General features: G+C 41.3%; 12 protein-coding genes. All 12 read right to left on the bottom strand.

Annotation, left to right across the window (positions count from 1 at the left end):
• Positions 1–357: 357 nt before the first annotated feature.
• Positions 358–3,963: a trypsin-like peptidase domain-containing protein gene (locus WKI23_RS07830; protein WP_368079521.1), complete on the bottom strand. Its 3,606-nt coding sequence runs from the start codon at positions 3,961–3,963 to the stop codon at positions 358–360.
• Between the two features lie 701 nt (positions 3,964–4,664).
• On the bottom strand, positions 4,665–7,838 hold the full coding sequence (locus WKI23_RS07825; protein ID WP_368079520.1) for a sialidase domain-containing protein: 3,174 nt from the start codon (positions 7,836–7,838) through the stop codon (positions 4,665–4,667).
• Positions 7,795–7,983: a YSIRK-type signal peptide-containing protein gene (locus WKI23_RS07820; protein WP_368079519.1), complete on the bottom strand. Its 189-nt coding sequence runs from the start codon at positions 7,981–7,983 to the stop codon at positions 7,795–7,797. Before WKI23_RS07820 ends, WKI23_RS07825 begins: the two co-directional genes overlap by 44 nt.
• A gap of 288 nt (positions 7,984–8,271) precedes the next feature.
• A complete protein-coding gene (locus tag WKI23_RS07815) occupies positions 8,272–8,499 on the bottom strand; it encodes a hypothetical protein (protein WP_050234264.1) in 228 nt (75 codons plus the stop codon).
• A 616-nt stretch (positions 8,500–9,115) separates the two neighbouring features.
• Positions 9,116–10,096, bottom strand: coding sequence for an acetylxylan esterase (locus WKI23_RS07810; RefSeq protein ID WP_368079518.1), 981 nt, complete (start codon positions 10,094–10,096; stop codon positions 9,116–9,118).
• Positions 10,097–10,246: 150 nt separating this feature from the next.
• Positions 10,247–10,729: a PaaI family thioesterase gene (locus WKI23_RS07805; protein WP_368079517.1), complete on the bottom strand. Its 483-nt coding sequence runs from the start codon at positions 10,727–10,729 to the stop codon at positions 10,247–10,249.
• A 571-nt stretch (positions 10,730–11,300) separates the two neighbouring features.
• Positions 11,301–13,316 carry an ATP-dependent DNA helicase RecG gene (recG, locus tag WKI23_RS07800; RefSeq protein WP_368079516.1) on the bottom strand — a complete coding sequence of 672 codons (2,016 nt, stop codon included), beginning with the start codon at positions 13,314–13,316 and terminating at the stop codon, positions 11,301–11,303.
• Between the two features lie 18 nt (positions 13,317–13,334).
• On the bottom strand, positions 13,335–14,438 hold the full coding sequence (gene alr / locus WKI23_RS07795; protein WP_368079515.1) for an alanine racemase: 1,104 nt from the start codon (positions 14,436–14,438) through the stop codon (positions 13,335–13,337).
• Positions 14,428–14,790 carry a holo-ACP synthase gene (acpS, locus tag WKI23_RS07790; RefSeq protein ID WP_368079522.1) on the bottom strand — a complete coding sequence of 121 codons (363 nt, stop codon included), beginning with the start codon at positions 14,788–14,790 and terminating at the stop codon, positions 14,428–14,430. The genes alr and acpS overlap by 11 nt, the downstream gene beginning before the upstream one ends.
• 44 nt (positions 14,791–14,834) lie before the next feature.
• On the bottom strand, positions 14,835–15,866 hold the full coding sequence (locus WKI23_RS07785; protein WP_368079514.1) for a 3-deoxy-7-phosphoheptulonate synthase: 1,032 nt from the start codon (positions 15,864–15,866) through the stop codon (positions 14,835–14,837).
• A gap of 1 nt (position 15,867) precedes the next feature.
• Positions 15,868–16,899, bottom strand: a complete 1,032-nt coding sequence (locus tag WKI23_RS07780; protein ID WP_368079513.1) for a 3-deoxy-7-phosphoheptulonate synthase — start codon at positions 16,897–16,899, stop codon at positions 15,868–15,870.
• Between the two features lie 80 nt (positions 16,900–16,979).
• Positions 16,980–19,493: a preprotein translocase subunit SecA gene (secA, locus tag WKI23_RS07775; protein WP_261233381.1), complete on the bottom strand. Its 2,514-nt coding sequence runs from the start codon at positions 19,491–19,493 to the stop codon at positions 16,980–16,982.
• Between the last annotated feature and the right edge of the window lie 22 nt (positions 19,494–19,515).

Here is a 19,515-nt window from a genome sequence, read left to right as displayed (position 1 = left end):
TGGGTTGCTAAAGATTTTCTTAGCAACCAAGTCATTGGTCGGACTGATGCCCGGATGACGTACAGTCATATTTCTTCTCCTTTCATTATACCATAGTTTTAAATCTAGGTTTACTAGATTCTCTGGCTCTATCTATTTATTCGGAAAAGAGAGTGAAAAGAAGCGAGAAAGTTAAAAACTATTACCCCTAATCACTTGTAAAGAGATAAATCTTGCCCATATTATTTATTAAAGACTCTATTTTACAAAAAAGATCACAAAATCAACTATTTTAGAGAGTCATTAGCATTTACTGAACTATTAATTCTAATGTTTTTTATACTACTAGCTTGCTCGTCAATAGGTCATAAAGCAAGATCAGTTGATCCATTCCCCGTCCTCGTTCACTCTATAACCGTCTGGTGTTACCGAATTGAAAAGTAGTTTCCCCGAAGCATCGATATAGTACCACTTTCCTTTATAAGAAATCCATGTATTGGATTCCATGCGACCAGATGATCCTAAGTAGTACCACGCGCCACTTGAATCTTGGAACCAGCCTACCTCCATCATGCCATTATCCTTGAGATAATACCAATTACCGTCTGTATCCTGTAACCAACCGGTTTGCATGATTCCATTCGCATCAAAATAATACCATGCATCATTTTCTTTCATCCAACCTGTTAATTCTTTCCCATTGGAATTTCTAAAATACCACTGATTATTTATCTTATGCCATCCTCTTTGTTGATTATATGTAATAACAGAATGTTCAACAGTAGAAAGTGACATGTTATCCGCTTCAACGCCAAAAACAGCTGTTAACGATGACGAACCTGTCCCGTTCGTTGTGAATTGAGCAGTGGTTTCTGGGTTAGATGATCTTTCCTGTTTTGATGGAGTCTTTATTTTACTCTCATTTCGGTGCCCTTCTACTGTCAATTTTTCTCCACCTGTAACTTTAGCCACAAAGTCTGGAACTTCTGCTCTTTCAGGAACTAGTTCTTTTGAAGATACTACAGGTTTCCCAAGGTCTCCTTGTGTTTTTTCTCCTGATACTAAAACCTCTGATTCTGAAAATCCCTCACTAAACACAGGCAACTCTGCTCTAGTCGGCGCATCTTTTGGAACTAGAAACTCTACTTTATCTGGAGATACCACTTCCTCTTTGAGATTACTTGAGTTTTCTTCCGTCGATGACACCACTTCCTTCACACCCTTACGAACCACACGTTCTTTCATAGGTGTAACCTTGACTGTACGAGAATTTTCAATAATCTTTCCATCAGCTAAGACCTTATAAGTCACCGTAGTGACTTCTTTACCTACATCCCCCTCAGAAAGAACCTCCGTTTTCCCTTTCTCTAATTCTTCGGAGTCCTCAAAACGCTCTGTAATCGGAAGTTCTTTTATGACACTGTTGGGTTTAATACCTAAAGTAATCACCTTGGATTGAGGAGCTATTTTCTTCTCAGAAACCTGAGAAGATACCGCTCCTGTATACTTATCTACTTGATAAGTAGTAGTTCGAGTAATCACCCCTCCTTTACCCTCTACAACTGAACGGAAACCAAGCTCTTTTGTTTCATCTCCTTGGTAAAGAGTATCAAAAGCAATCGATTCTTTTTCTACCTTTGGTTGAGTTCCTTTATACACTACTCGATAAATAAGTGGAACACCTTCTTTTTCACCCTTAGTATCCTCTGTACGCTCTTTTCCAACCTCAAGGGTACTATCACCCTCGTAAGTTGTAATAACCTCTGTTTTCGGCTCCTTTTGCGGTTTGAGAGGAAGTTCTACTTTATCTTTGTCAGACTCCAAGTTTGGTGTACTTGGTTTTTCGTCTTTTGGAGTTGAAGGAAGTTTATCCTTATCCTTCTCATCCACCAAAACTTCATCTTTTACATAGACAGGGTCTTTTGGTTGACCTTCAATATGAGAACGAACCCAATCCAGCTGCTCTTTTGATAAGACTAAACCACCACTGCGACTTCCTACAACACCGTTTTGGTGAACTCCGATTAAAGCGCCTTTGTCATTATAAAGACCGCCACCAGACGCTCCGGGTTTCGTCCCTTCATAACTAATTCCCTCTATACCTGAGCCAAAGTCAGTAGTATCTACAACTTCACTATCCAATACAGGAGACAAACGACCATCAGGGAAACCATAAACCGAAACTTTTTCACCTTTCTCTACTAAAGTTGACTCAGGAACTACTTCTACAGGAGTTGATCCTTTTACCTCTTCTTTTAATCGAATCAAGGCTAAGTCATTTTTAAACCCAAATACTGAATCTTTCTTATTCCAATAAACAATATCATCATCTGAAAAGTTCATAGAAGTACCATTTGGTAAAGTTGCTTTATATACTGTATTGGTGCGACCTGACTTCGTAACAACCTCAGAACCCTTAGTCGTTAAAAAGTTATGAGCTACAGTCAGTACCAAGTTCGGTGCAATCAAAGTACCAGACCCTGAACCATCAGGAGTTTGAATATGAGTAGTCGCATAGAAATTAGTAGAACCGTTCGGAGCTTCTAAAACCTCTTTACTAGGCACAGGCAGGTTTGACTTACCGCCCAAGTCAACTTTACCAACTTCCGTTCTAGTAAAGTCAGAGTTAGACTTTGGTATCACATCAGACACTACCGCTCTTATAATTGTATTACCTAAAGCTAACTTACTTACATATTCATCAGACCAACTTGTGTCACTTGCTAGTTTGTTAATTGGCACTCCGTTATAGGATACAACTTTAGCTGTTGGGGAAGTTGATATTAACTGTTTGAAATCTGGATTTTGTCTTAAATGAAAATTCAAACCACTTCCAACAGGACCTTCCTGAACAACCTTATCTGAAATCAAGCGAGTTCCTTTAGTATCTTCCACTCGAAGTAGAACACGACCCTTTTCTTCTCCTTTGATTAAAGTAGCTCGACCTCTTTCATCAAAACTATACAAAGCACCGTCAATTTCTTGCTCCAAGTCTTTTAAGGCTCTGTGATACTCATCGTAATAATATCGATTCGAACCCTCTACAAACCAACCTGTTATACCATATTTATCAATCATAGACTGAATCCAAGCTCTGTGCTTTTCCGTAAAGATAGTACCACCGCCAATACGCTCACTCTCAGGAGCGTTTGAAGTATTGGTTCCGTGCTGGTGGATACCGACTACCTCTCCCTTATCATTAAACAAAGGAGCACCTGAAAAACCTCCTAAAGCTGAGGAATGATAAGTGACTGCACCACTCTCTTTATTGATACTGCTCACAGTTGTTGAGACTGAATAAGCCTTACCATCTTTCAATCGAGCTTTATTTTCTTTACTTAAATTTGGAGTAGAAAAATCATTGGGATATCCGACCATAGTGATTTTATCACCAGTAGAAACCTCTTTTTCACTCAACTCTCTTGGTGAATCTTCCCCATCTGTCATAGCTTCTACAGGCTTTTTAGTTACCACTACTGCTAAGTCGTTGCTATAGTCTTTCCCGAAGTCTTTGCCATTATACAAGTGAATAGAGTCTTTTTCAAGAGCTTCTGATACCCCTGATGTTGGTACTTTATTGCTCTTCTCTGTGTCTGAGTTCATCACAACATAACTACGCGCAGACTCTCCACCACGTAAGACCGCCGACTTATCCTCTTGGTTTTTATCATAGTAGTTGTGTGCTACGGTTACCATGACATTTGGCGCTACAAAGACACCACTACCAGAAGCTGTTTGTTTCCCACTTGTTCCGCTATCATAAGTGGTATAAGTCATAGCAACACCTTCTGCAGATTTACTATGAACGTCCACATCGTGAATATCACTACCGCCTTGAATGACATCAGCATAAACGACCTCACCACCAATAACTGGTAACTCTGGTGCAGCTAAGCCAATCACTGCGGATAGTGTCAAGCAACCAATTAAACCATAAGCTTTGGATTTACGAAATTTTCCTAAACCCTTTAAATATAAAAACATCTTTTTCCTCACTTTAGTTTCTAATACTTATTTATCCAGATATAATAGCTTACAATCTTTTAAAATCTTCAAATAAGTGATAATTGATCCATACTCTTTAAGCCATATCAACCTTGCCGTGTATGGTTACTGACTTCGTCAGTTTCATCCGCAACCTCAAAACCGTGTTTTGGGCTGACTTCGTCAGTTTCATCCGCAACCTCAAAACCGTGTTTTGAGCTGACTTCGTCAGTTTCATCCGCAACCTCAAAACCGTGTTTTGAGCAGGCTACAGCTAACTTCCGAATTTGCTCTTTGATTTTTTGAGCATAAGGACATGTTGGATTCTATGTGCTGTATTGTCAACAATACACTCCTCTTCCTGTATATCTACCAACATGATTTACAGAATTTTATTTTACTATAATTTTACCTATATTCCAAGACAAGAAATAAAATAATCACGAACAAAAACGCATATAACCAATAACTAGCTATATGCATTTTAACACTTAAAGCGAACTGGTAAGTTGCGACTATTAGTATCCAGTCGGAAATATACAGTTTATTTACGACTAGCAAGTCATTTACCCGGCAATAGGAGCTCATCTAAATTGATTTTTTCTTAGAGTAGAAATTTCTACGAAAACTATCTAAATAAACTTTTAATCTCTATGACGGACAAAACGCGTCTCAGTTATTCATCAACATCGAAGGCTCCACTAGTTGACCCACTCCCCATTGGAGTTCACTTTATAACCATCTACTATAGTATTAACCGCTAATCTTCCGCTTTCATTGACATAGTACCATTTGTCTCCAACTTGGAACCATTGATTTACCTTCATTGCACCAGATGATTCCTGATAGTACCAATGGTCTCCATCTTTTATCCAACCAATTGCCATTGAACCGTTAGCATTGAGATAGTACCACACACCACTGGATTCAACCCAGCCAGTAGACATTGCTCCACTCTCACTCAAATAATACCATTGGTTACCATCTTTCACCCAACCAGTTGCCATCGCACCAGTAGAACTCAAGTAGTACCATTTACCCGCTTCCTGATGCCAGCCTTTCACCACTTCACCAGCAGATGTATAAAAATACCACGCACCATTTTCTTGCTTCCAACCAGTCGTTACTGGAACTTTGGTCTCAGTTTTAAGAGGAGTTAAAGTAACATCTCCTACATAAGATTGGAGGTAACGAGGAGCAAGAGAAGTAAGAGGAGAGTTTGCTACTATTCTATCTGAAGACTCCAAAGATAATTTATCCTTCTCTGACTTCCTTTCTGTCATCTCCTCAGATAGACCTTCTCTTACTGTATTCATGGTCTCGACAGGATTTTCTTTCGCATCTTCAGGAATTCTACTACCAGCTAGTGTAACTGGTAAATCATGCATACTGTCAATTCCACCGGCCAATAGACCTGTAATTTCTTGACCTGCATCTTCTTTATTAAAGGTAAAAAGTAGAGTTTTTTGATCTGCTTGTGTCAAGAAGGTAGCTTTGTGTCCATTCGCTAAAGTCAAAGTCGGAATAGCATTGACTAGTACCTCAGAATCAAATTGCATAGCTAAGATGCCTTGTTCTGCATCCTCTTCTTCTGTTTCCAATTTACGAACTTCCCTGATAGTTACACTCGTTGGATATACCGGATCTTTTGTTAAAAAGTCCCAATTAAATTTTCTAAATGATAGGGTATAGGCATTTTGTCCTTTTTCAGTATGTTCATACAAGATACCATATTCACCATTTCCTAATTCTTGAAGCGAATTATAGGCAAACTCTCCTTTTTGAATTGGTCTATGATGTAACCAAGTCAAGTCTCCGTTGTCCTCTACACGAGCCAAATGAGCCATTCCATTCGTCCGTTTAGGTCCTCCTGAATTGGTTAAAATGATGTATTCTTTTCCTTTATGCATGGTGTGAATAGCAGCCATTTGGACATAAACATCTTTAACCTGATTGTATCTCTTGATTTCCTTGTCCCAAGTTTGCCCACCATCTTTACTTGTGGCAACCTGTAAATCACCCGTTAACCCTCTCATAAAGAGCTTCACATCACCATTATTTAACTGCACAGCAACTGACTCTGTATTTTGGGCAGGACTATTATTCATAGTTGAGGAATGAATTTTCCTTCTACCTACCGTCCTATCATCATTGACAGCAGCTCCAGCCTGCCATGTTTCTCCATGGTCATCTGAATAAATCAAACGAGAAGACTGGGATCCGCTTAGATGGGAGATGGCATTGGTGGTATAAGTAGGAACTAAGATACGACCCTTGTGCTCTCCTGTTCTAAGCACAATTCCTGTACCTGGACCTGTTCCTAAAAATTTCATCCAATCTTGGCGAATTGATGGTGTAATATCTCTTGGTTGCGACCATGTTTTCCCATCATCATCACTATAGGAAAGCCACAAATAGCTCGTATAGGCTACACGAAATGGATTTTTAGCAGATTGAGCAAAGTAGATATTCCCAAGAAGCTCTTCTCCTTTATAGAGGTCGCCCTTATCTCTGTAGGCTTCTTCTTTTGGATCCACTACAACACGATAATCTGTTTTTTGATTATTTGCATCATATACTTCTCCGTTTTCTCGGACAGTATATGCTTGATTTTCCCCTTGTTTATATAGTAATTGATAGTGCTTGTCTCCAACTTGTTGATAAGCTTTTTGAGGTTTGTTTGGCATTCCAAAGACAGCTCGACCTTCTGGAAACATATCGTAGATTGAAAAAATTCTCTTTGTGGTAGGATCTTGAACCAAGACCATATCGATATTAAGTGGAGATGGTGCCTGTGGATCTTTTGCTTCTGGATTGTCTCGCAGATTGGTCAAGGTTAAGGTTGGCTGCCAAGTAGTTCCCCCATCCTCACTTCTTCTAACGACCATAGCAATATCTCCCCAGTCAGAATGATGGAGACGACGCTGATCTGCTCCAGCTAGTAATGTTCCTTTATCCGTACGTAGCAAAGCTGGAATCCGATAACTCTTAATTCCTTCATTATTGGGCTTATCATTGACACCACTCATAAACAACTCTTGCTTTTCTGTCAAGACAGCTCCTTCAGGAAGTGACGGTTCAATATCTGTCACATCAAATAACTGGCTACGTTTTTTGACTTCCTCTGGAGTTAGAGCACGATTGTATACAGTCAGATTACGAATAGAAAGATCTGAGCCCCACTTCAGTTCTCCTGCTCTATTAGTTGCACCTAACTGGAGTTTGTCTACATCTGGCATATCTGCCAGGAATTTCCCTGACTTTTTATTCGTACGAGATAATACACCATTCACATAAAGACGAACCTGACCATCTGGTCTAGTCTGACTTGGTCTTTCAACAGTAAAAGTAACCGAATTATACTTGCCTGGTCTAATCTTCAAAGGCGCATCTGTATAACTTCCATAAAATTGACTACCATCAGCTCCACGTCCCTCTATCAAAGCTGTCCCATTATTGATTGCCATTGTAAAGTACTCATTTACTTTAGTTGTACTGGAAGCAGAAAAGAGATTGTAAAAACTAGGACCATCAGCAGCCGGTTTGAACTCCACATGAACAGTTGCATTTTGGAGTCCCTTTACTTTCTCTAATTCATCAGACAAGTCTACTCTTTTTTCGTTTGAATCATTCGTCTCTAAGTCATCTTTTTCTATCACTGTTTCGACATTTTCTAAATCTCGTGCATAGTAATCTCTTGGAATTTTTTCTTCTTGCTTGTCTTCATGTTCTTGCTCATTGCCAGAAAGTTCAGTCTCTGAAACAGACTCTACATGCTCTGCAGGAAGAGTTATATTTTCTCCCTTCTCAGAAGGCTGGCTCTTTTCTGTATCAGTTAGGGTTGAGCTCCCCCCCCCCCGAAAGTTGAGTTTCATTTGCCAGAGGTTGCTCAATTGCCCCTTCTTGAGCTAAAACAGGAGACGTTCCAAATACCACTGCTCCTACAATCATAGAAACCGCTCCTACCGATAGTTTCCTAATGCTATAACGACACTTACGTTCTTGAACACTCCGATTCATACTGATCCTCTCTATATCTATATCCCGATTTCTGAAATAAGACATTTACTCCAGAAAATGCACTTAGTTTGTCTTTTCTTAACTTTCTTTTACTACAGTTCATTTAAATGACAAAAATGAACTAAACAAACTATATCAAATCGGTGTCAATTTCCCCCTCTCCTTTCTCCAATCAGACTCCTGCCAATCTAGTTTATCTACCAGGACACCGCTGCAATTAAACTAAAATATCTCTTTATAAGCAAATTATTGGACATCAGCTTATGCTATTTACACCATACTTCCTGCTCAATCCTTATCGAACACTTTTTCAAATAGCTTTTCGTAGGCATAAATACTTATAGAAATAATGGGAAATATAATCAAGCTCACAATCAGAATCTTATCCAGCTTAAAGGGGACAATCCCAAATAAGTGAAGAAATAAATCAATCAGAAAACTGTCGAAAAAAACTGTCAAAAGTAGTTCAACTTGTCTTTTTCTCTGCTTTTTTGTCTTGAATGCCTTAAATATCATATTATTCCCCTTTTCTAAGCTTCAATCCCTTCTCTCTATCTGTCATTTCGCATAGCTGCTACTATTTCTACAGCAATCTATCTTTAAATATACATAAAGATAAGATTCTATCACTTTTTATAAGTGTTAGCAAATTTATTATACCTCATTTCTAAAACGCTTTCAATATAGTGTAGTATAATAGATTTTAGTTTCAATAAATTCTTTTATAGAATAATCTTCTTGAAAGTAGTTTCAGCTGAACATTTATAGTCCATAAAAAGAAAACAGAGACTCATCTTTTTTTATACTCAATGAAAATCAAAGACCAAGCTAGGAATCTAGCCGCAGGGCGCTCAAAACACTGTTTTGAGATTGCAGGTAGAGCTGACGTAGTTTGAAGAGATTTTTGGAAAGTATTAACACCTACAGACAAGCCTGACGATAGCAAGATTTCCCCTACTCGATAGGTATCGGCTTTTACTTTCTGAAAAAAATATTTTAAGCAATTTGACAAAGCTAGCAACAAAAAATTCTATAAATATTTTCATGATAAAACGCATAGTATCAAGCTTGTTCAACACCTGATACTATGCGTGTTTGTGATTTTTAATATTTTGTGTTTAGAGTCGACTCCTTATTTTAGATATTTAAAAGGAATCTCACTCCCACAGAGCCAGTTGTAGACTTGGTCATTGACAAAGACATTCATGGCTTCGTGAGCATACTCAGGCATGATACGATAGACCTTATCACAGGTCAGACGATTATAAATCGCAAACTGGGTAATAGGATAGCAAACATCATCATCCAAGCCCGTAATCATCTTGACCTCACCCTTGATACGATGGGCAAGATTTTTCACATCGATATAGGCCAGGGTCGCCATGATTTCCTCCTCAGTTTCATGAAAAGGATCGTGGAACTTGAAATAACGGAAAAGTTCATCATAAGCCTCACTGGTATTCCCAATCTCAAGCACTCGTCTGAAGTCTGACAAGAAGGGATAGATGGCAACTGTTTTCTGAATTCGAGGATTGAGCGCTGCTGCAACCAAGGCTAGAGCACCACCTTGAGAAGCACCATAGCTGGAAAGTCGCTTCTCATCTACCTCATGCAGACTGGCAACAATTTCGATCAACTGGTAAATATCCAGATAAACATCCTTATAAAAGAGGTGAGCCCGACCTTCCACAGCCCCACGGATGATATGCCCTTTAACCGTATTTCCTAAAGGAGAACGCAAACCGTCTTGTGAATAACCTGACTGCCCCCGCACATCCATTGAAACAACACCGTAACCAGCCACGGTGAAGGCCAGCATGTCTGCCCAATCCCAACCACGTCCCATATAACCATGGAAATGGAAGATTAGTGGAACCTTCTCCTCACTCTTTGGAAGAACAACGCGTGCATAGACCTTGCCTTCATTAGTTCCTTCAAACGTTAACTCATAGCACTTGACTTGCGTAATGTGGAAATTTCTTTCCTCCAACTGATAGGCTGGAAGCGTGGAAACTTTTTTCACTTCCTCATCCCAGAAAGCATCAAAGTCTTCTGGAACCTCATCCCTTCCTAGATAAGTCTTCATTTCTTCTAACAAAGCTGGATTTTTCATAGCATGCTCCTTTTATTTTGTAATCGCTACCACAACTGTAGCATATCTATGTAATCAATGCAAGAAAGAAGGGTAAATAGAAAGTGAATTTAGCCTTTCTTTCTTCAAAGCTATCATCTGAAGGTAATCTTAAACTTCTAGTATTCAGTCTTACATATGATCCTTCACAGCTACTGCTACCATTTTGGATTTTGCACGGACTTTACCCGCCACTGACATTTCCATAGAAATAATTGCCTTTCTTTCCCCTAATTCCTCCAGAGTAGAAATGACGACAATTTCATCGTCAATTGGGGTTGGGCTAAGATAATCAACTTCTAAATGAGCTGTGATGAAGCGACCGATAACTGTTTCGTCTGTCAATTCCAAACCTTTTTGATGATGGGCAAACCAAGCTGCTGACGCCGTACCATGGCAATCAAAAATAGTCGCTATCATTCCTCCAAAGACATTTGATGGAACTCCGCCAGTATAAGCATTTTCAAGCTTTATCCGACTAATACAACGCTCCCCATCCAGACTTGGATAGGTTTTTAAATGTAAACCCAAATCATTCTTTGGGCCGCAACCCCAACAATGCTGGAAGCGTTCTCCATACCTATCCTGGATAGCAATCGTTCTTGTTTCTAACATTCTTTTCACTCCTCCTTATTCAGATGGGGTCATTATATCAAGCTTCCGTCAAAGAGTAAATAGACTGGAAAACTAATATCTTTTTATCACTTGACTAAGTTTGATTTATAGCCGATTATTTCATAAAAATAAAAAGAGCATTTCCGCCCTTTCTTATATTTATATTATTTTGTTGCTTCTTTCTTCTGGAAAGTGGTTTGGTAATTTACTTTAATCGTTACTGTCATGTGAGAGTCCTCGTTTCTTTTTGATGACTCTAGTATAAGGGTCAAACCTGAAAGCTAGCTTAAGTTTTCCTTAGAGAAAGCTTAATCTAAATGTTCTTTCTTTTCCAGATGAAGAGCAATCATGCGCCACTCTGGATCCTCTTGCCAAGCTTCTGTGTAACGAAAAAAGAGCAGTTACGCTCTTCTTCCTTTATTCAATCTTAGTTTGTTGCTTCCTTCTTTTGGAAAGTAGTTTGGTAATTTACTTTAATCGTTACTGTCATATGAGAGTCCTCGTTTCTTTTTGATGACTCTAGTATAAGGGGCAAACCTGAAAGCTAGCTTAAGTTTTCCTTAGAGAAAGCTTAATCTAGATGTTCTTTCTTTTCCAAATGAAGGGCAATCATGCGCCACTCTGGATCCTCTTGCCAGCCTTCTATCGAACTAATGTAGCTAGCAACCTTTCTGGCTTCTTCTAAAATTGGAAAATCTTCGATAATATCAGCCACTTGGAATTCTGGAAGTCCTGACTGTCTGGTTCCAAAAATTTCACCTGAACCACGCATTTTCAAATCTTCCTCCGCAAGGACAAATCCGTTGGTCGTTTCTGTCATGATGCGCATGCGATCTTTCCCAGAATCCGTCTTGGGATTTGCCACTAGAACAGCATAGGACTGCTTGTCCCCCCGACCGACACGACCTCTGAGCTGGTGAAGCTGGCTAAGCCCGAAGCGATCCGCATCCATGATAATCATGACGGTCGCATTGGGAATATTAACCCCAACCTCAATAACCGTCGTCGAAACCAGAATATCTGTTTTTCTCTCCTTGAACTCCTGCATAATCTGGTCTTTTTCATCACTCTTCATCTTACCATGTAGAAGAGCCACCTCTGCCTTACCTGCAAAATGAGCTGTCAACTCTTCTGATAAGGCAATGGCATTTTTCAAATCCAGAGCTTCTGATTCTTCAATCAAGGGAGAGATGACATAGGCTTGGGAACCTTTTTGGATTTCCCCCTCTAACCAAGTCAAGACCTGAGGTAGTTGCTCATGTTTGATCCAGCGAGTCACAATAGGCTTCCGTCCTGCTGGCATCTGGTCAATAATGGAAACATCCATATCTCCAAAGGCTGTGATAGCCAGCGTCCGTGGAATGGGAGTCGCCGTCATCATGAGGACATCTGGATTGTCCCCTTTTTCCCGTAAAATACGCCTTTGCCCCACACCAAAACGGTGCTGCTCATCGATGATAATCAAGCCCAAACGAGCATAATCCACCCCATCTTGTATCAGAGCGTGGGTTCCGATAATCAAATCAGCCTCACCCATGGAAATAGTCTCCAAAACTTCCCTCTTTTCTGCAGCTTTCAAGGAACCTGTCAAGAGAGCCAGTTGCAAGTCTGGAAAGAGATTCTGTAAACTCTCAAAATGTTGCTCTGCAAGGATTTCTGTTGGCACCATGAGAGCAGCCTGGTAGCCAGCTGTCACTGTCGCATACATAGCCAAGCCAGCGACTACCGTTTTCCCGCTCCCCACATCTCCTTGTAGGAGACGATTCATATGGTGGTCGGACTTCATGTCTGTCAAAATTTCCTGCAAACTCTTTTCCTGAGCTTGAGTCAAGGCAAAAGGCAAGCTTTCTTTGACAGCTGTCACTTTTTCCTGAGACCAATTCAGAACCAGACCACTTCCCTGAACTCTATTTTCAGACTTGAGCGTCTGCAATTGCGTTTGGAAGTAAAAGAGTTCCTCAAACTTGATACGGCGAAGGGCCTGCTTGTATTCTGCTAAATCCTTAGGAAAATGCATAGCTCGGACTGCCTGACAACGGGACATGAGTTTGTATTTGTCCAGCAAAGACTGGGGAAGATTTTCCTCTATCAAGAGGTCCAGTCCCTGATCAAAGGCTGTCTTAATGACCTTAACCAAACTGGCCTGACTGATTCCTTGAGCCAGACGATAGACAGGCTGGAGGTCATCTTCCACCTGAGCCAGTACCTTCATCCCAGTCAGACTAGCCTTGGAACGATCCCATTTTCCAAAGACAGCAAGGGTTGCTCCCAACTCTATCTTATCAGCCAGATAGGGCTGGTTAAAGAAGTTCACTGCAAAAACGACTTCTCCCTGCTTTAGGCTAAAGCGCAGACGATTGCGCTTGAAACCATAATACTGGACACTGGCAGGAGTCACAACTTGACCAGACAGAACCGCCTTTTCTCCGTCTTCTAGCTCCAGAACCTGCTTAGTCTTGAAATCTTCATATCGGAAAGGAAAGTAGAGCAAGAGGTCTTGCAAGTTTTCAATTCCTAGTTTAGCGTATTTTTCTGCTGATTTTGGTCCCACACCAGATAAGACATGCAAGGGTTGATGTAGATTCATGCTCCACTCCTTTCTTTTCTAATAATATTCTCTCGGAATGCGGTCACTGAGAAGACAAACCACCTCATAGTTAATAGTCCCACGGTAGGTTGCTACCTGAGTTGCTGTGATTTCCTTGTCGCCGTTGGTGCCGATCAAGGTTACTTTTGTTCCTAGCGGATAAAGCTTAGGCAGACGAATGGTGATTTGGTCCATCGAAACCCTGCCGACAATTGGGCAAGCTTGGCCATCTACCAAGACAGAGAAATTCTGCATATCTCGTGTCCATCCATCCGCATATCCGATTGGCACCGTCGCGATGACTTGCTCGCTATCCGCCTGATAGGTAGCTCCATAGCCCATACAAGCTCCAGCTGGGACTGTCTTGACGTGAACCAAGGCAGATTCCAAGGTCAAGGCTGGTTTCAAGTCATAAGGTAAGTCCAAAACCTCTCCGCTAGGGTTAAGACCATACATAGCATCTCCCATACGGACCGCATTGAAAATAGTCTCTGCATGCCAAAGGGTCGTTGCAGAATTGCTAGCATGAACCAAGTCTGGAAGACCTTTCATACTAGCTAAAATAGTTTTAAACCGTTCTAACTGGGCATTAAAGTAGTCATCTGATTTCTCGTCTGCAGTAGCAAAGTGGGTAAAAATCCCTTCAACACGAGCACCATGTTGTTGGAGCAAATCTTGAGCCTGCTCGGCTTCACTAGCCTCTCGAAAACCAATCCGTCCCATTCCTGAGTCAATCTTGAGGTGAACTGTCAATCCAGTTAGGTCTTCTTCCTTATCTAAGAGTGCTTGAATCCACTCCAGTCCAGCCACAGTCAAGGTGATGTCATATTCTTTAGCTAGAGCAACAACTTCTAGCTCAGAAACTCCTAAAATGAGGATTGGCTTGCTCAGTCCAGCCTGTCTGAGTTCAATGGCTTCATCGATATTGGAAACGCAAAAACCATCGACATCATCTTGAATAGCCGTCACAACGGCAACAGCTCCATGCCCATAGGCATTGGCCTTGACCACTGCAAATTTGAGCGTTCCTTGAGGGATATGAGCCCCCATTTGTTGAATATTGTGTCGAATAGCTCCCAGATGAATCAGAGCCTTGGTTGGTCTATGTGGACTAGCTTTCATGATTTTCCTCCAAAATGACACTGGCTGTCACAAACTGATCTGTGTGGCTGATAGACAGCCAAATCTTTCCTGAAAATGGTGACCGACTAAAATAAGGCGCCCCGCGTTCATTGTTCAAGACTTCTAAATCCTGAAAACCGAGCTTGCCAATACCCGTTCCTATGGCCTTGGAAAAGGCCTCCTTAGCCGACCAGCGACCAGCTAAATATTCGATTTGTCTGCGCCCTTTAAGACTGGTGAAGCGTTCCATTTCCTTAGCGGTCAGCACGCGCTTAGCAAAGCCTTCATGTCGTGTAACTGCTCTTTCTATCGAAGCCAATTCTTCGATATCAATTCCGTGTCCAACTATCATTCTCATCAAAAGGAGTTGAGATTCCCCAACTCCATCCTTTTCACTTATTTTGTCAAGGTAGCATAAATTTCTTCTACCAAAGCCTCTGTATTTTCCCAACCTAGACAAGGGTCGGTAATGGAACAACCGAAGACCTCTGGTTGGTTTTGACGACCATCTGCTAGATAAGATTCAATCATAAAGCCTCGAACCGTCTTTTTGATTTTCTCGTTCCAATCACGATTTTGCAAGGTCTGGCGAACAATTCGAATCTGCTCCATATATTGCTTGCCTGAGTTATCATGGTTGGTGTCGATGAGGATAAAAAGATTTTCAAGTCCCATTGTCTCATAACGTTCAATGGCTTGGAGTAGGTTTTCATAGTAGTAATTCGGCATATAATTGCCATACTCGTTGACTGCTCCACGGAGGATGACATGGGACAAGGGATTTCCTGAAGTTTCAACTTCCTGCCCATGATAAAGGAAGGTTTGCTTGTTTTGAGCAGCATAGATGGCGTTAAACATAACACCCAAATTTCCTGAGGTTGGATTTTTCATCCCTACTGGTGCATCAATCCCAGAAGCCACAAATCGGTGCTCTTGGTCTTCCACAGAACGAGCTCCAACGGCATGGTAGCTGACCAAGTCATCCACCAAGATGAGATTTGACGGATAAAGCATCTCATCTGCCGTTGTCAAACCAGTCTCTGTAATCACGCGGTAGTGCAACTGGCGCACAGCCTGCAAGCCGTTAATCAGGCTTGGAGCCTTAGAAGTATCTGGCTGGTGCACCAAACCTTTATAACCGTCTCCGTTAGTCCGAGGTTTCGCAGTATAAACGCGCATGACCATGAAAATCTTATCCGCCACCTTCTTTTGCAAGGCGGATAAACGGCGAGCATATTCCAAGACTGCCTCTTCATTGTCAGAAGAGCAAGGACCAATCACCAAAAGGATACGGTCATCTTCCCCTGAAATGATGTCTGCCAATTCTCTGTCACGGCTTTCCTTGAGTCTCAAGGCTTCCGCAGACAATTGGGTTTCAGCCTTGATGACTTCCATATCAATTTCTTGACCTTTTTCAATAAATGCCATCTTATTCTCCTAACGTTTTGTAAATTTCTCTGACAAGGGCTTCTGTGTTATCCCAACCCAGGCAAGGGTCTGTGATAGACTTGCCAAATACTTCTGGCTCATTTTGTCGACCATCTTCCAGATAAGACTCAATCATAAAACCACGAACGAACTGCTTAATTTTTTCATTCCAAGCACGGTTAATCAAGGTCTGGCGGACAATTCGGATTTGTTCCATATACTGCTTGCCAGAATTGTCATGATTGGTATCAATGATGATAAAAGGATTTTCCAAGCCCATTTTCTCATACTGGGCAATGGTATCTATCAAATTATCATAGTAGTAGTTGGGAATATTTTTTCCATACTCATTAAGAGCACCACGAAGAATGGCGTGCGAAAGCGGATTACCAGTTGTTTCCACTTCTTTTCCTAGGAAAAGGAAGCTTTGTTTGTTTTGAGCAGCATAAATCCCATTAAACATAACATTGAGATTTCCAGAGGTTGGATTTTTAAAACCAGTCGAAAATCCTGCCCCACTTGCCACAAAGCGATGTTGCTGGTCTTCAACTGAACGAGCACCAACCGCCATATAAGAAATCAAATCATCTACAAGCGGCAGATTTTCAGGATAAAGCATTTCATCAGCTGTTGTCATACCTGTTTCCGTGATGACACGATAATGAAGATGGCGAACAGCTTTGATTCCGTTGATAAGACTAGGGGCTTCTGTCGCGTTAGGCTGGTGAATCAAGCCCTTGTATCCATCTCCGTTGGTACGAGGTTTGGCAGTATAAACACGCATAACCATAAAGATACGGTCTGATACTTCTTCTTGCAAGGCTGCCAAACGCTTAGCGTACTCAAGGACAGCTTCTTCATTGTCAGATGAGCATGGTCCGATTACCAAGAGAATTCGCTGGTCTTCTCCACGTATAATGGCTTCTAGCTCTTGATCGCGCTGTGATTTTCTCTCCAAAGCCTGACCTTCTAATTTTGATAAGGCACGAACTTCTTCAATATTGATTTTAGGACTTTTTGCTGTAAATACCATAACTCATCTCCTTATAAAGCAAACGGATACCAAGTAAAAATTTACTTTTCACAAGGTATCCGCCTCTAAACTATCTCATTTTATTGTCTTTTACCGTGACAGTTTTTAAACTTCTTACCAGAACCACATGGGCAAAGTTCATTGCGTCCAATCTGGCTCAAATCCAAATCTTCTGGCATACTTGCTTGGTGGGCAGCAATATTACGAGTCGCTGTTGTACTGATATGGCGTTCTGCCTGTGGTCTTTCTTGCTCATGAATTTGTGCTTTCATCATCAAGCGTGTCACATCAAACTCAATCGAACCAATCATGTCATTAAACATACGGAAACCTTCTGCCTGATACTCAACAACAGGGTTGTTCTGAGCATAGCCACGAAGTCCAACCGCGTTACGCAATTGATCAAGGGCATCGATATGATCTGTCCACTTGTTATCCACCACTCGTAGAATCAAAACTTTTTGGAATTCTTTAACTGCTTCTTCATCGCGTAGTTTTGAAACCTGACTATCGTAAACTTGCAAGGCACGTTGGAAGAGTTCTTCCTTAATAGCCTTATCAGACAAGCCTGACAAGTCTTCCATCGTAATTGAATCTTCAGGAAGCAAGTTGTACTTAGCAAAGTTCAAAATTGCTTCTAGTTTTTCATCTTGTTTCGCACGCGCATGACCATCAACGACACGACCAATCGTGCGTTTGATCATAGCCTGAATTTCAGGTGCCAAGTCACGATCTGCAGTGATGACATCGTAACGTTGAGCATAGATAATCTCACGTTGTTCACGCATGACATCGTCGTATTGAAGGACTTGTTTACGGGTATCGTAGTTATTTCCTTCGACACGTTTTTGCGCTGCTTCGACCTGACGTGTCAACATACGAGACTCAATCGCCTCTTCAGACATATTCAAACGTTCAAAGATTCCCTTCAAGCGTTCAGAACCAAAACGTTTCATCAAATCATCTTCAAGAGAGAGGTAGAATTGTGACTCACCTGGGTCTCCTTGACGACCTGAACGTCCACGAAGCTGGTTATCGATACGACGGCTTTCATGGCGCTCTGTACCAATAACACAAAGTCCACCCAATTCGCGAACCCCTTCACCAAGCTTGATGTCGGTACCACGACCGGCCATGTTGGTTGCGATAGTAACGGCACCACGTTGACCAGCATTCATGATAATTTGGGCTTCTTTATAGTGGTTCTTAGCATTCAAGACTTCGTGAGGAACACCAGCTGCGACTAATTTCTTAGAAATATAGTCACTGGTTTCAACCGCTACTGTACCAACCAAGACAGGCTGACCTTTTTGGTAACGGGCCTTAACATCTTCGACAACCGCCTTAAACTTAGCCTCGATACTTGCATAAAGTAGGTCTGAGTGGTCAATACGTTGAACAGGACGGTTGGTTGGGATTGGAATAACACGAATGTTGTAAATTTCACGGAATTCTTCTTCCTCAGTCTTACCTGTACCCGTCATACCAGACAATTTCTTGTACATACGGAAAAGGTTTTGGTAAGTGATTGAGGCAGATGTCTTGGTCTCATCCTGGATTGGCACACCTTCTTTAGCTTCAATAGCTTGGTGCAATCCATCAGAATAACGACGACCTTCCATGGTACGACCTGTAAATTGGTCAACGATCAAGATTTCTTGCTCTTCGCTCACCACATAGTCAATATCGAGAAGCATGATGTAGTTGGCACGAAGGGCATTATCGATAAAGTGAGTCAAAGCTACGTTTTCGATATCATAGAGGTTTTCAAGCTTGAAGTAGCTTTCAGCCTTGTCAATCCCTGAATCAGACAAACCAATAGTTTTAGACTGCACATCGATGATGTAGTCGTCTTTGTCCAAAGATTTTACATAGTGGTCTGCCATGTGGTAGAGCTGACTAGTTTCAACCGCATTAGCACCTGATACGATCAAAGGTGTACGGGCCTCGTCAATCAAGATAGAGTCAACCTCATCGACCAAGGCATAGTTAAGCGGGCGTTGTACCATGTTTTCAGCACGAACGACCATGTTATCACGAAGGTAGTCAAATCCGATTTCTGAGTTAGTTGAGTAAGTAATATCACACTCATAGGCTTCTTTTTTCTCCATTGGAGATTTGGCAGCCAAGTTAATCCCTACTGACAAGCCAAGCCATGAGTACAATTCACCCATTTCAGTCGCGTCACGTTCTGATAGGTATTCATTGACCGTAACTACGTGGACCCCTTTACCTGAAAGGGCATTGAGGTATACGGGCATGGTCGCAGTCAAGGTTTTCCCTTCCCCTGTACGCATCTCTGGCACGTCACCATGGTGAAGAACGATTCCACCCATGACCTGAACTTTATAAGGGAAGAGACCTAGGACACGTTTGGCACCCTCACGGACAACCGCAAATGCTTCATAAAGCAATGAATCCAGTGATTCTCCATTTTGATAACGTTCTTTAAATTCAACTGTTTTTGCTTTTAGTTGGTCGTCAGTCAAAGCAGCCATTTGGTCTTCGTATTTGAAAACCTTGTCAGCCATCTTTTCCAGACGACGGATTTCTCCTTTATCATTTTCGATAATTGTTTTTAAAATATTAGCCATGTTTTTCCTTACTTTAAATTCC

Origin of the sequence: Streptococcus pseudopneumoniae (assembly GCF_038148955.1) — a bacterium.
GTDB classification, from domain to species: Bacteria; Bacillota; Bacilli; order Lactobacillales; family Streptococcaceae; genus Streptococcus; species Streptococcus pseudopneumoniae_T.
Note: the sequence above shows the minus strand (reverse complement) of the source record. Positions and strands in the feature narration are given on the sequence as shown.